General features: G+C 55.0%; 11 protein-coding genes. 7 read left to right on the top strand and 4 right to left on the bottom strand.

Features of this window, described 5'->3' with window-relative positions; all coding sequences use genetic code 11:
- Nucleotides 1-26 precede the first annotated feature (26 nt).
- Nucleotides 27-1,295, bottom strand: coding sequence for an IS4 family transposase (locus SH410x_RS28360; RefSeq protein ID WP_473672982.1), 1,269 nt, complete (start codon nt 1,293-1,295; stop codon nt 27-29).
- 429 nt (nt 1,296-1,724) lie between these two features.
- Between SH410x_RS28360 and SH410x_RS28355 the strand changes: the two genes are divergently transcribed.
- Entirely contained in the window at nt 1,725-2,054 is a 330-nt protein-coding gene (locus SH410x_RS28355) for an FAD-dependent oxidoreductase (RefSeq protein ID WP_473672981.1), read from the top strand.
- Nucleotides 2,055-2,076: 22 nt separating this feature from the next.
- Here the strand turns inward: SH410x_RS28355 and SH410x_RS28350 are convergent, their stop codons facing one another.
- Entirely contained in the window at nt 2,077-3,378 is a 1,302-nt protein-coding gene (locus SH410x_RS28350) for an IS630 family transposase (RefSeq protein ID WP_473672979.1), read from the bottom strand.
- A 48-nt stretch (nt 3,379-3,426) separates the two neighbouring features.
- Here SH410x_RS28350 and SH410x_RS28345 point away from each other — a divergent pair, with 48 nt between their 5' ends.
- Nucleotides 3,427-5,262 (top strand): FAD-dependent oxidoreductase, encoded by a 1,836-nt coding sequence (locus SH410x_RS28345; RefSeq protein WP_473677425.1) that lies wholly within the window; start codon nt 3,427-3,429, stop codon nt 5,260-5,262.
- 617 nt (nt 5,263-5,879) lie between these two features.
- Here SH410x_RS28345 and SH410x_RS28340 read toward each other — a convergent pair.
- A complete protein-coding gene (locus SH410x_RS28340; protein WP_473672977.1) occupies nt 5,880-6,575 on the bottom strand; it encodes a hypothetical protein in 696 nt (231 codons plus the stop codon).
- Between SH410x_RS28340 and SH410x_RS28335 the strand changes: the two genes are divergently transcribed.
- The 4 genes from SH410x_RS28335 (at nt 6,574) to SH410x_RS28320 (ending at nt 9,175) form a co-directional block, all read left to right on the top strand.
- Nucleotides 6,574-6,969, top strand: a complete 396-nt coding sequence (locus SH410x_RS28335; RefSeq protein ID WP_473672976.1) for a hypothetical protein — start codon at nt 6,574-6,576, stop codon at nt 6,967-6,969. The genes SH410x_RS28340 and SH410x_RS28335 overlap by 2 nt on opposite strands.
- Before the next feature lie 117 nt (nt 6,970-7,086).
- The gene (locus tag SH410x_RS28330) at nt 7,087-7,440 is read left to right on the top strand and encodes a potassium channel family protein (RefSeq protein ID WP_473672974.1); all 354 of its coding nucleotides are present in this window, start codon (nt 7,087-7,089) and stop codon (nt 7,438-7,440) included.
- Between the two features lie 208 nt (nt 7,441-7,648).
- Nucleotides 7,649-8,026: a DUF3302 domain-containing protein gene (locus tag SH410x_RS28325; RefSeq protein WP_473672972.1), complete on the top strand. Its 378-nt coding sequence runs from the start codon at nt 7,649-7,651 to the stop codon at nt 8,024-8,026.
- Complete coding sequence (locus tag SH410x_RS28320; protein WP_473672971.1) at nt 8,027-9,175, top strand: HlyD family secretion protein; 1,149 nt, start codon at nt 8,027-8,029, stop codon at nt 9,173-9,175. It begins immediately after the preceding gene.
- A gap of 313 nt (nt 9,176-9,488) precedes the next feature.
- On the opposite strand, the gene SH410x_RS28315 is transcribed toward SH410x_RS28320, so the two are convergent.
- Nucleotides 9,489-11,153 carry an efflux transporter outer membrane subunit gene (locus SH410x_RS28315; protein WP_473672969.1) on the bottom strand — a complete coding sequence of 555 codons (1,665 nt, stop codon included), beginning with the start codon at nt 11,151-11,153 and terminating at the stop codon, nt 9,489-9,491.
- A 545-nt stretch (nt 11,154-11,698) separates the two neighbouring features.
- Between SH410x_RS28315 and SH410x_RS28310 the strand changes: the two genes are divergently transcribed.
- Nucleotides 11,699-12,682, top strand: coding sequence for a zinc-dependent peptidase (locus SH410x_RS28310; RefSeq protein WP_473672967.1), 984 nt, complete (start codon nt 11,699-11,701; stop codon nt 12,680-12,682).
- Nucleotides 12,683-12,761: the final 79 nt, after the last annotated feature.

Genomic DNA, 12,761 nt, shown 5'->3' with positions numbered 1-12,761 from the left:
TGGATGAATTCGCGGTTTTCGGTCGCCTATCGGATGGTCGGCAATTGATTCGAGCAGAGCCTGTTCGAGCGCATCAATGCGTTCGCTGTCGGCTTGGAGTTTTTCCGAAAAAGCATTGAGTGCTTGGACGGCACCTTTGTGACTGAGACGTTTGGGACTCGTGTCAAAGCGGTAGGCTGTGCGAACGATAGGTTATAGGCAATCATGTGCGCGTAGATCTCTTTTCGCACCATCGAGGGACTCTGGCAGCGAAGGTGCTCCATTTGCATATGTGTCTTTAAAGTTTGGATATCCAACTCCACTTGCCATCTTTGAACGTAGAGCTCCGCCAGGTCTTCGACGGTGTAAAGAACTGGATCCAAAAGGGTTGTTGCAAGAATGATGCGCTTGACACGAAACCCTTTTACTTTTACCTCGTAGCTGGCGTGACGAACGAGGACGAAGTCGCGAGACTCGGCGAATTCTTGTTCGCTCATCCACACCGGACGTTTCGGTGGCTTATGGTAGACAACCACCTGATCGTAGCTTCCTTGTTTGAAACCACGTCGAAAATCAATCTTGCGTTTGTGGTGCGAACGCATTACCAAGTCGTATCCTTTGCGCTGTGCTCGCTCGATGTTAGCGAATGTCGCGTAGTACCGGTCGGCAAGTAAGATATCGCCGGGAAAAAGCAGCTCGATGAGCGTTTGCAGCAGGCTATTCTCACCTGTTTGCTTGCCTCGATAAGGCGCCATTGCGATGTCCAGCACCACGCCGGTTGCCAAGCAGAAAATCATGACACAACGCATGATCGGAAAGCCGCATCCTTTCTTCTGTCCTTTCTGCTGCGGGTACTCTTTCTGATTCTCAGCAGTGTCAGGCATCGTCAAAGTCAACCCGTCGACCATCTTGATAGGCCGTCCTTTCCATCGCCAATCTTCGCGGGCCGTTTGCTGGCAACCACGTCCACTACGGCGCGCCAGTTCGGCTACCATTTCTTCGGGAAGTCTCTGCCTGGCATGGCAATAGGCTGTGGTATTGGTACAGACCTTCGCTTTGCCGCGTTCGACTCGCCAAGCATTCAAACGCATCACCGCGTCACGACAGGAGTGATCGGCAGAAAGAGTTTGTCCCAGGAACATCCAGAGCGTGATGACCGGAGTGTAAATGCGCTCCCGGAATTGGTATCCAAACTGCCCGCAAGCTTCCACGATTTCAGGGGCCGGCAAGAAGCGTTCAAAGACCAAAGATTGTTCTGGATCGTTTTGCAACTTGGCTGCCACTTTGGACAGCGAGTTGTTATCATGCTGGGACACGGCGGGGTTCCGTTTTGTCAGTGTTGGGGTTGATAGTTCAACACATCAGAGCGGGATCTCGCCGTCTTTGAAAGACGAATCTTGGCACAGCAAATGCCGTCACACTGCGTGCGATATTTGCTAGCACTACAGGTTGTGGTTGATCGACCGAAATCGTCTACCGGTTGATCAAGACGCTAAAACACGCGGCATTCGTACCTGCCCCTCTTAACTCGCCTTTATTCCTCACCGTCGCAAGAACCAGTGACCAGATAATTCGACAAGTTCATGCGACAGTTTCTCGATCACGGCAGAGATCGCATCAAAGACGAACCCCGGCGCCACACTGCGAATACAATTGTGCCTACAATGCGTCGGAGTGACGGCGACGGAACCTTTTCAAGCAAAAAACGAAACTTTAACTAAAAACAAGACGTACAGGAAATGCAGATGAGCAGCCGAGAACCAGTTTTGAAGCGAGCCGTCTGGCTGATGGCCGTCGTTGTGAGCGCTGCTTTGCATGCAGCCTGTTGCTACAACGTGACCACGGCGGGTGAGCCCCACTACTACGAACCGGCGGAGCCTGGGCAGCCAAAATTGATCGAGTGCGATGTGGCCGTGTACGGAGGCACTCCGGCCGGAGTGACGGCCGCCATCCAAGCCGCCCGCGAAGGGAAATCCGCAGTCCTGCTTTCCTTCAACCGACACGTGGGCGGAATGACGTCCGGTGGATTGACCGCGACCGATCTAGTGCCGCCGGAACGAATTGGCGTAGCTTGATTCGGGGAAAGTCGCCATTTTATCAAGAAGCCAGAATAGTGCCTCGATAGGTCCATTGATATGGTTTCGCCAGCGTGGTGTTGTAGTAGTCAATGAACGCCAAGATCATGTCCTCAACATGATCCGTGGATGTAAAGCTCAGCCGGCGAAGTAGCTTCCGGCGAAGCGTTCCGAACCAGATCTCGATTTGATTGAGCCACGAGCAATGGCGAGGTGTGAAAATAAAGCGAATCCGATGAGTCGGGTCACTCAAGAACTCTCGGCGACTTTCAGTTGATCCTAAAATGCCGCTTTTTCCTTTGACACCGAGGTCTTGGGTGTATCCGATTATGGCGGCAATCATCTGCACCATCGTCTCGCTGCAATGTGTGTTGAGGTTATCCATGATAAAGCGATAGTTCGCGTCCTCGCCTCCTTCGCAAATGATATTGTTGATGTTTTCGAGCATATCGATTTCACCGCGTGTCTTGCGAAGCAGTGGAGCCCAGATCTTGCCAGTTGCCACGTGAAGGTTACCAAACAAACCCGTCGTTCCATGTCGCTTGTACTCGTACTCCAAGCGAGCCACATTGCCTGGCCGGACCGGCAAGTCTCGTGCAATCCGCTCGAGCGCTTGGATGCCGGTCATCTCATCGATACAAATCGTGTGAACCCCCAGACGATGATAGAGGTCGATCGCTTCGCTATACGCATCACAGATCGCATTGACCTTCAAATCAAACATCGGATCTTTGGTTTTGTCTTTCGAGAACAGCCAGTACTGATGATGATGCGGTCGGATGTCCATGCGAGCGAGTAACCGACGCACCCATCCACCGCTGATCGCAAACCCGTTTGGGATTCGGCCCATCTGGTCGGCCAATTCGTCGCTGCTCCATTGGCTAATCGGGCGTCCGGAGTCCTGCGGATCTTCGCACGCTTTGGCAGCCAATTCGGCCTGCTGGGCGGACGTAATTCGTGCTGGTCGACCTGAGCGTTTAATGTCGCTGAGCAGCTCAATGATCGCCTTCTTCAAAGGGCCAATGCCTTCGCCACATTCAATGCTGATCAGCCGTGGCCAGTTGTCTCGCCAGCGTCGCCGCCACGTTCCGATCGCATCGTGACCCAAACCAATAATCTGCTCAATCTCTTCGTTGTTGTTCCCCTCGTGAGCAAGCAAAATAATGCGGCTCCGCGTCTGCAAGCCAACCGGTGTCGACCTGGCCGCAACGAACTCATCGAGCAACGCCTTTTGTTTCTCAGTCACCTGCACCTTAGCCGCCTTGCCTGACATGTCCCACTCCGTGAAAATGCGAAAGATACGTAGTTTCCGTTGTAAACGCATTTCACGCCAGAGCAATTCGTTCCGGCGGCACTAGGTAGAAAGGATTCGATCGGCGGAATCGCTCTGGAGTTCTACAATCGAATTGGCAAAGCTCTAGACTATTCTCCTGGGGATGCCGAGGCGTTGTACCGCAAAATGCTCGATGAAGCCGGCGTGAAAGTTCTGCTGAGGCGGGCGCTCAGCTCCGTTGTGATGCAGGATCAGCGACTGGTTTCCGCAACCATGGAAACCGGCGAGACCGTGCGGGCGGCGGTATTTGTGGACAGTACTTATGAAGGCGACCTGCTGGCCGCTGCGAACGTTTCCTATCACGTCGGACGCGAACCGGCGACAACTTACAACGAATCGTTGGGCGGGCAATGGCAGACGGTGTCGTGGAAAAACGTCTACCAGTTTTGCCGGCTGCCGCTGAGTCCCTACGTGATTGCGGATGATCCGGCCTCAGGCCTGCTGCCAGAAATCGCCGCGGAGACTCCTGGAAAACCGGGCGATGGAGACTTCAAAGTCCAGGCGTACAATTTCCGACTTCAACTTTCACGCGGTGCCGATAAAGTCGCGTTCGCGAAACCACGCGGCTATGACGCCAATCGCTACGCGCTGCTGGCCCGCTTTCTGAATTTCGATGAACGCATCGATTGGCGTCTGAACTACACGACGACTCCGATGACCGACGGGCCGGTTCAGATGCGACAAGGCGACAGCAACAACGCAGGGAGTTTTTCGTCGGACTATGTCGGTGGCAATTACCGCTGGCCCGACGGCACGTACAAGCCTGGTTCGATCAGCGAACTTCCTCTCCCACGACGAGGGCTGGCGGTGCCGCTGCGTGAATTGTACGAACTGCGCGAACGCATTTTCCAAGACCACTTGGGCTACCAGCAAGGACTGATGTACTTCCTGGCAAACGATCCTCAGGTTCCCGAAGCACTACGGGCTCGGGTGAGCGCCTGGGGACTCGATCGGCAGGAGTTCACGGAAACCGGATTCTGGCCTCATCAGTTGTATGTACGCGAAGGCCGCCGCATGATTTCGGACTATGTCGTCACACAGGCGGACTGCGAATCACGGCGGGTCGTTGACGATTCTGTGGGGCTGGCTTCGTATGCAATGGATTCACACTTTTGTCAGCGAGTGGTCGTGGAAGAAAACGGAGTGCAGACGGTGCGCAACGAAGGCGGTTTTGGACATGGCTTTCGGAAACCGTATCCCGTTTCGTACCGCTCGATCGTCCCTAAAAAGAATGAATGTGAGAACCTGTTGGTGCCGGTCTGCCTTTCTTCGTCCCACGTTGCCTTTGGATCGATCCGCATGGAACCGGTGTACATGATTCTGGGACAAAGTGTTGGCAGCGCCGCAGCGATTGCGATCACTGAACAGATTGCCGTACAGGATGTGGACTTCGCCAAGCTGAAAGCAAAACTGGAACACGACGGCCAGCGGCTGGTATGGGATGACAAGTCTGTTCGTAAACCTGCAAAGACACTGCCCGGGTTGGTGACGGATGATACGGATGCCAAGACAATGGGATCGTGGACGTCGGGCACTTTGTCTGCTGTCTGTGGTCTGGCCTACCTTCACGACGACAACAACGGCAAGGGCGAAAAGACGGCGACCTTCAAAATCGATGTCCTAAAACCCGGCACTTACGAAGTCAGCCTGCTGTACGTCGCGTCTGGCAATCGATCCACAAAGACTCCGGTGACAGTTTCGGTAGGCGAAGACACAAAAGAGATAATCGTCAACCAACGCGTAGGAACTGCGGTCGGTTCGTCACTGGGGAATTTTCGCGTCAACGATTCCATCATGGTGACGGTATCGAATCGAAATACGGATGGCTTCGTTGTCGTCGACGGCGTGCAGCTGTTGCTGCAACCGCAGCAGTAGCGGTTAGGCAGGAGTCGTTCAGTAAATTGGCCGTTTTGGCGCTAGCCACGGTTCCGATGTTCAGCCAGGGCTAGCGCCCAAACGCAACGCAGTGAAGCATTGTTCCCTATAAGATTTGTGTGTTTTTAGCGTAGCGAAAGTCGTCAAGACTTTCGATCCACGGCGAGTGTCCCCCGAAACTCTTGACGAGTTCCGCTACGAAAAAGAAGCAGAGGGACAGAGCACTTTTTCAGGGGTTGACTTTGCACCCGGCAACGCTAGTATGAATTTTGGGGACTTTACGACGTTGATTTCTCGGGAGGCAAACGAAAAGAGCGCCACCCATTTTTCAGTCCGGGCTGCGGTTTGTATTTCGGCCGATTTCACTACGATCCGGTCCTCGCAGAATGCGGCCACCGAGCATCTGGCTGATCCTGATCCTGATCCGATTCTCCGATATCGGCGCAGCAGCGACCCCGGAGGGAATCAAAGTGGAAGGTTTTCCGAAGACGGTCAGGCCGAAGATATCCCGAGTGGGTTGTCACGGGCGCAGAGCCAACCTTGACCGCGACGGCTGGCTCCCTCGGCGAGGTGTTCTGGGCTACCCGCTGCTCGCTTGAACACCCGCCCAAATCGGCTCACGACGTCACACCAGGCATGGGTATCCAAGCCGATGCGTGTGAGGATCGGCTGCAAGTGTGTCGGGCGTATTGGCAATGAAGAATCGCTCGCGGCGACCGGGTGATCGGTTCCGTTGAACTGAATCGAATTGCTCCGGCGCAGTGCATGGAGTTTCGCTTCCGTGGGACTGGCCGCTTCCTTGCGGGTGAAGGGCTGGCGTTCCTGCCAGCCATCAACCGAACGGATGAGTCTGGGGCACTGGTTTTCGTTCTTGGTCCCGCACGCCTGTGGGTGTTGTCGGCTCCGTTGTTATGGGTATTGATTTGACCACGAATGACGCGAATGACACGAATTTGATCCACGCTGACGATTCGTGTGATTCGTGTGATTCGTGGTTCAAGCCTCGAAGCCTCAGGGTGACATCGCAGCTTCTCAAGGGCGGCCTGTGTGATGGTCGGGGCAATGTTGTCGGCTCCGTTGTTATGGGTATTGATTTGACCACGAATGACGCGAATGACGCGAATGACACGAATTTGATCCACGCTGACGATTCGTGTCATTCGTGTGATTCGTGGTTCAAACCTCGAAGCCTTAGGGGGACATCGCAGCTTCTCAAGGGCGGCCTGTGTGATGGTCGGGGCAATGTTGTCGGCTCCGTTGTTATGGGTATTGATTTGACCACGAATGACGCGAATGACACGAATTTGATCCATGCTGACGATTCGTGTGATTCGTGTGATTCGTGGTTCAAACCTCACGCTGGTTGCTGGGGCGACTTGCATGTCTCTCTCGACCGGGAAGTTGCTGAGCGACGCAGTTCACTTGACTCGCAATTGTCTAGCCGTGATGAATTGGAGCCGTGCAGGGGATGCGAAGTCGCAGGTTTTTATTGATGTCTCCCTCGCGAAAGTGCTGTGCCCCGCAGTCGCCACGCGATTGGTCGTGGATGTTGTTAAAGATCCCATTGGCAGGATCTTTAACAAGATCCACTACGCCAGCCTACGACCGCAGGCGGCTGGGCTGGGCTGGGTAAACTGCTGGGGCTTCGCCCCGGAGGGGTTTTGCTCTGCGAATTACGCCCGTCACATTTGTTTTCCCGTTCTTTAACGCGAAGACCTACCGACTCGGTTTGTCAGCTATTACACTTTGTGCCTAAACGATGAGCGGTGCGTTGGAGCCGTCTCGAGTGTTTCACTGACCGTAGTACCGCGCCAAAGTCGCCGCATGTTTCGACGAGTTAAAGTATTCAGCGATTTCGTCAAACGTTTCGCGTATTTCACGATGTTGGTTCGCGAAGTACTGATCTGCCTGATCACTCTGATTTTTCTCGGTGGTGTGATCATCTCGTTTACCGAGGATCTCGATCTCAGCAGCGCCATTTATTTCGCGTGTATTACCGGATTGACGATTGGCTACGGCGAGATCGTTCCCCATACCCCGCTCGGTCGGGTGGTCGCAGTTCTGATCGGAATGGTTGGGATGGTTTTCATCGGGTTGGTTGTCGGGATCGCCGCGCGCGCTTTGGCGGATGTTGAGAAGGCGCGTTTGCAATCCGAACGGGACCTCGAGCAGAACTGACCTCGCGGGATCGGCGCTGCGAGTTGGATTGGGAACCGGATCGATGATCGACAGTGAGGATCATGCTGATTGTCGGGTCTTGGGCGAGGTGATGTTCCACATTTCTCTCACACGGTAAACGCATTTCCGTGACGGCCCAATTAGAGTTCGACTCACACCCAGCTGCGCGATGTCGCGGCTCTATTGAAACTTGCGGAGCGATGTACAGATGCCGCCGATCGGATTTTACGACTATCTCACCTTCGCCTCGATCATGATCATTGTGATTGGTTTCTTGACGGTCCTGTGCCTGGTCCTGGGCCTGCCTGGACGGATCGCTCGGAAGCGAAATCATCCAGATGCCGATGCGATTTATGTCATGGGATGGTTGGGGTTTCTGGGCGGCGTGCCTTGGATCCAAGCCTTCCTATGGGCCTTTAAACCAACCGATGTGGTCGACATCCGCAGATTCCCAAAGCGGGAAGCCTCTTCTCACGCAGAAGAGTCTTCTCATCATGAGGATGAATCCGTTTCCAGTTCCGCCGCTGAAAAATCAGGATCCTGTGACACCGATCAAGACGAAAAGTCGCAGGAGGTAGATAAATAGATGGTTGTTGCACTCGCGATGGCGTTTATATACGCCATCTTCTGTTGGCTGTTTTTTATCAAATTCAAGATTCGCAAGTTCACTCCTGCGTGGGGCATCTGCACGGTGTTCATTGGGCTCCACGTCGCATTGTTCTTTTTTGTCCTGTTGCGATTCAATCAGCCCTATTCAATCGATGCGACGATCATCCGACGAACCATTCAGTTGGTGCCGCGGCTGCCCGAACCGACGCTGTTGACGGAAGTCCTGGTCAAACCCAATGCGCCCGTCAAGAAAGGGGATCCGCTATTTCGATTTGACGATCGGCTTTATCGGTATCAGGTCAACGAACTCAAGGCGTCGCTGGCGGCGGCTCAGCAGAACGTGAAAATTTTGCAGGTGGACATCGAAGTGGCGGAAGCGGAACTTGCGATATCAAACAGTGATGAAGTGTTTGCTCAGGAACAAGTCGCGCGATACGAAGGCTTAACGAAGACCGGCGCCGCCCGAGTGGAATCACTGGAGCAATGGCAAACGAACCTGTCGACTACGAGAGCTGCGATCAACGAAAGCCGCGCCAATCTGAAGAAGGCGCAACTCGCCTACGAATCCAATATTGACGGCGTTAATACGCAAGTCGCCGAAATTGAGGCCCAGTTGCGACAGGCCGAATACTATCTCGAACAAACGACCATCTACGCCCCCGAAGACGGATTCGTGATCAACCTCCAGGCGCGTCCGGGACTCGTTGTGGGCGTTATCCGAGTGGGTGCGATTGCCAGCTTCATTTGCGACGAAGATCCCTACATCTTGGCTCCTTTTTGGCAGGAGCACCTGAAGTATGTCGAGCCCGGCCAAGACGTTGAGATCGCCTTGGATTTTCATCCCGGTTTCATCTACGAAGGAAAAGTGGAAGCGATTTGGTGGGCGACAGCACAAGGTCAGATGATGCCATCGGCCAACCTACCCGAATTCGGAGCTGAACCGATTCCCAAAGGTAAGTTCGCGGTGCAGATTCGCATGGACGCCAGCAACGTTGATCGGCTGCGAGCCGGCGGGCAAGGTGCAGTAGCGATCTATACCGGAAACAACACGTCGCTCAAACCATTTCGCAAAATTGAAATTCGAGCGTATAGCTGGGGGAATTGGTTGTTCCCGTTGCCGTTCTAGCGAGGGCCTGGCGCAGAGCGGATTGGGCCTAATTGGCAGGGGGCGTGAGGGGTGGGGTGGTGTGTGTTACCCGATGCCTTAGGATACCATGAACAATAAGTGACGGGTTTACCGTAGTGGATCTTGTTAAAGATCCTGTTCTGGATGGATCTTTAACAAGATCCACTACGCCAGTTATTGATCCCGCGTTCCTTACGGCATTCGGTTCATGCGGATGAAGCGAGGGCCTGGCGCAGAGTGGATTGGGCCTAATTGGCTGGGGGCGTGAGCGGGTGGGGTGGTGTGTGTTACCCGATGCCTTACGGCATTCGGTTCAATCAACCGGCTGCGAAGGAGCGAGCGGGAAATCGTCGTCTAAGTCGCGTGTGGAAAGTAGGTGGCCGAACGCTTCGCGATCGGAATGGTCGACGGTGGAGTATTCGGCCAAAAACTCAGACAATAATTTCTCGCTCGTTGCTTGGGCTGGAGTATCTTCTACCACAAGCATGGGCTGATAACTCTGCCAGTCGAATTGCCAACCGCCGCCGATTGCCTTGTAGACGGCGACCAAGCTGATCGCCACATCACCGCGCACCTGGGCCAGCTTGTTTTCTTGGGAAACGAGTAATCGCTCCATCACAAAGACACGGTTGAAGCTTGCCGTCCCGCCTTGGTATTCCTGGCTGGCAGTTTGTGCTGCTTGGCGAGTCGCTTCGACGGCTTCGCGTAACTGAATCGCTTCCTGTTGCGAATTCAAAAACGCGACGAGTCCATTTTCAACTTCAGCGTTAGCCTGAAGGGCCGTTTCCTGATAGTTCAACACCGCCTCCCAGAACTTCACGGTCTGCCGGTCAACGCGGGCAAGAAGCCGTCCATAGTTCAGCACGTTCCATTGGAAGCCGGGGCCAACACCGCCGGTGAAGCTGGCGGTGTCAAACAGGTCGACGAGCTCTTCGGAGGCTATCCCCATCGATCCGGAAATCGTAAGACTGGGGAATAGGTCCGCCGCGGCGATACCGATCCTGGCACTCTCGGCGATGGCTTGCCGCTCGGCTGCGCGCACATCGGGGCGACGGCGAAGCAAATCCGCGGGAACTCCGACGGCAACGTCGCTCGGTGCGATCGGGATCGGGGCGTGCCCCAATTCGGGCAACAAATCCGTGGGCGGGATGCCCTGCAGCACACACAACGAAACCACGGCTTGCCGCAATTGTGTTTTCAAGGTGTAGACCAATGCTTGCGTCATGGACAAGTTCGCCTGAGCTTGCTCAACGTCCAACTTGGTCGCCACTCCGCCAGCGAGTCGACGATGGGCCAGATCGAGTGATTTTTCTTGAATCTCGACGTTGGCTGCTGTCAACGCCAACCGTTCCTGCAACGTTCGAATCTCGATGTAAGTTGCCGCCGTTTCAGCAATCAGGCTGACCAAGACATCGTGATAGTCGTCGCCGGATGCCGCCAATTCCGCATCGGCGGATTGGATATTTCGTCGATACTTGCCCCACACATCGAGTTCCCAAGAGGCATCGAATCCGGTTGACCAATTGTCATAGGACCGTGGTAGGAACCCGGGGGGATCGAGATTCTGCGGGACTGTCGTGGTGCTGATCTGATTGCGGCTGTAGTCGCCGCCGATCTGTTGGTGCTGTGGGAAAAGCCGACTCACGGCGATTTGCCTTTGGTACCGGGCCTGCACCACCCGGTTGTGTGCAAGTCGAAGCGGCAGGTTTTGTTGGCGGGCACCGTTTACCAACTGTGACAACATCGGATCGTTGAATACGTGCCACCAAGCCTCCTCGTCAACTCCCTGCGAGTCACTGATGACCTGGGGGTTGGTCTGATCGATCCACTCGGCGGCAATCGGAGCGGCAGGCGGGCAATAATCGGGGCCGACCGGTTTCAAAAAGCCGTTATAGAAACGGCAGCCGGATAAACAGGCGACCGACGTCACCAACACCACGATCGCTGCGACGCGTCCTGGCTGATTGAGCGATTGCATGATTGTTCGTTTTCCATTGCCGCTGGCCGATACCCGGCCATCCCAATTGCCCTCGCTCCCAGCTTGCACAGGACTGACATTTTAAACGGAGCTATGCGAATAATCGGCACAACGTTTACCACAGTTCAACGAAACAAGGGTTCACGGGAGCCGGATCTGGTGGGGAACCGGCGCAATCGGAACAAGCTGCCCTGGGACGGCATTGATCCGTTGCGACCGCTGCAGCTTCGCCAGGCGTTAAACTGCGTGTAGCCGCTCAGGTCTGCTCGCAATCGCTCGGTTCTCTCGGCGGAGACCGATTCGACAGACGAGGATCTCCGAGCCGGTCCGTGATGTGCCGTAGACATTCTGTGTGACTTGGTCGCCGACAGCCGCATGGACCACGGTGATCATGTTGCGATTCCCGTCGGGGGTGTCGGAACCGCAGATCGTTTGATTGATATCGTCTGGCGGCGCGCCGATGGACTGCGCCCTGCAGCTTGGTTTACAATTTCTGCTCTGCAACCGCCGACGATTTTGGCGACCGCTTCCCCAGTGAACCATTCATGCTAGTCGACGCCGCCGCCAACGCTCGCAATCGGAAAACGGCCCTGATGATTTCGGGCTTGGTCGCTCTGATCGGCGTGGTGCTGTGCTGGTTTTCGCCGTGGGGAGTGGTTCTCTTTCCCGTCGCCGTTGGCGTCTTTGGCTTGCTACGACGAAAAACACTGCGGCGTCTGCGAGTCGTGTCGCAGCCGTTTCCTGAGGTCTGGGAGGCGACGCTGCAGTCTCAGGTGGAATACTTTCGCGGCCTGACGCCGGACGAGCAAGCACGATTTCGCAACCTGATGAAAGTCTTTCTCGACGAAGTCGCCGTTACTGGAATCCGCACGGACGTCGACGAAGCGACTCGCGCGTTGGTTGCCGCCAGCGCTGTGATCCCGATTTTAGGATTCTCCGATTTTGAATATGCGGGTTTGGGCGAGGTCCTGATCTATCCCAACTCGTTCGACGAGGCCTACCAGAGTGACGAGGGCCGGGACTCGCATACGCTGGGCATGGTCGGCACGCACCACCTCAGCGGCGTGATGATTCTGTCGAAACCGTCGTTGATCCAAGGCTTCGCCAATACCACCGACAAACACAACGTAGGCATTCACGAATTCGCTCACTTGGTTGACAAAGCCGACGGTGACGTCGATGGTGTGCCCTTGGGGGTAGGTGCCGAGACCTTCGAGCCGTGGGTGCGTTGGGTCGGCAAGGAACTTCACCGCGAGGTCACCGCGAATGAATACATCGATGATTATGCATTCACCAACGAAGCGGAGTACTTCGCGGTCTTGAGTGAATATTTTTTCGAAGCTCCTGAGTTGCTCGAGCAGAAGAATCCGCAGCTCTATGAGATGATGCAAAAGATGTATCATCAGAACCCAAAACGAATCCTGAGCCAAGTTTTTCGTCGTGCCGGCCGTGTCGGTCGCAACGCACCGTGCCCCTGTGGAAGTGGTAAAAAGTTCAAATACTGCTGCAAGAGCAACTCGCGTACGTGAGCGGAATACCCGACTGTATCGTGTAAGGCGTGGCACCCGGCCGCTGACGTGTCACGGCTCACTGAAGAAACCGTTAACC

The sequence above is a fragment of the Rhodopirellula sp. SH410 genome (assembly GCF_055811895.1).
The sequence above is the reverse complement of the archived record's forward strand: the minus strand, read 5'-3'. Positions and strand labels throughout refer to the sequence as shown.

Bases quoted from the DNA above. Each gene is read 5' to 3' on its own strand.
- SH410x_RS28355 (WP_473672981.1), top strand. From the start codon at position 1,725: ATGAGCAGCCGAGAACCAGTTTTGAAGCGAGCCGTCTGGCTGATGGCC.
- SH410x_RS28340 (WP_473672977.1), bottom strand. From the start codon at position 6,575: ATGGATCAAATTCGTGTCATTCGCGTCATTCGTGGTCAAATCAATACC.
- SH410x_RS28320 (WP_473672971.1), top strand. From the start codon at position 8,027: ATGGTTGTTGCACTCGCGATGGCGTTTATATACGCCATCTTCTGTTGG.
- SH410x_RS28325 (WP_473672972.1), top strand. From the start codon at position 7,649: ATGCCGCCGATCGGATTTTACGACTATCTCACCTTCGCCTCGATCATG.
- SH410x_RS28310 (WP_473672967.1), top strand. From the start codon at position 11,699: ATGCTAGTCGACGCCGCCGCCAACGCTCGCAATCGGAAAACGGCCCTG.
- SH410x_RS28350 (WP_473672979.1), bottom strand. From the start codon at position 3,378: ATGCGTTTACAACGGAAACTACGTATCTTTCGCATTTTCACGGAGTGG.
- SH410x_RS28315 (WP_473672969.1), bottom strand. From the start codon at position 11,153: ATGCAATCGCTCAATCAGCCAGGACGCGTCGCAGCGATCGTGGTGTTG.
- SH410x_RS28330 (WP_473672974.1), top strand. From the start codon at position 7,087: ATGTTTCGACGAGTTAAAGTATTCAGCGATTTCGTCAAACGTTTCGCG.
- SH410x_RS28335 (WP_473672976.1), top strand. From the start codon at position 6,574: ATGCTGACGATTCGTGTGATTCGTGTGATTCGTGGTTCAAACCTCACG.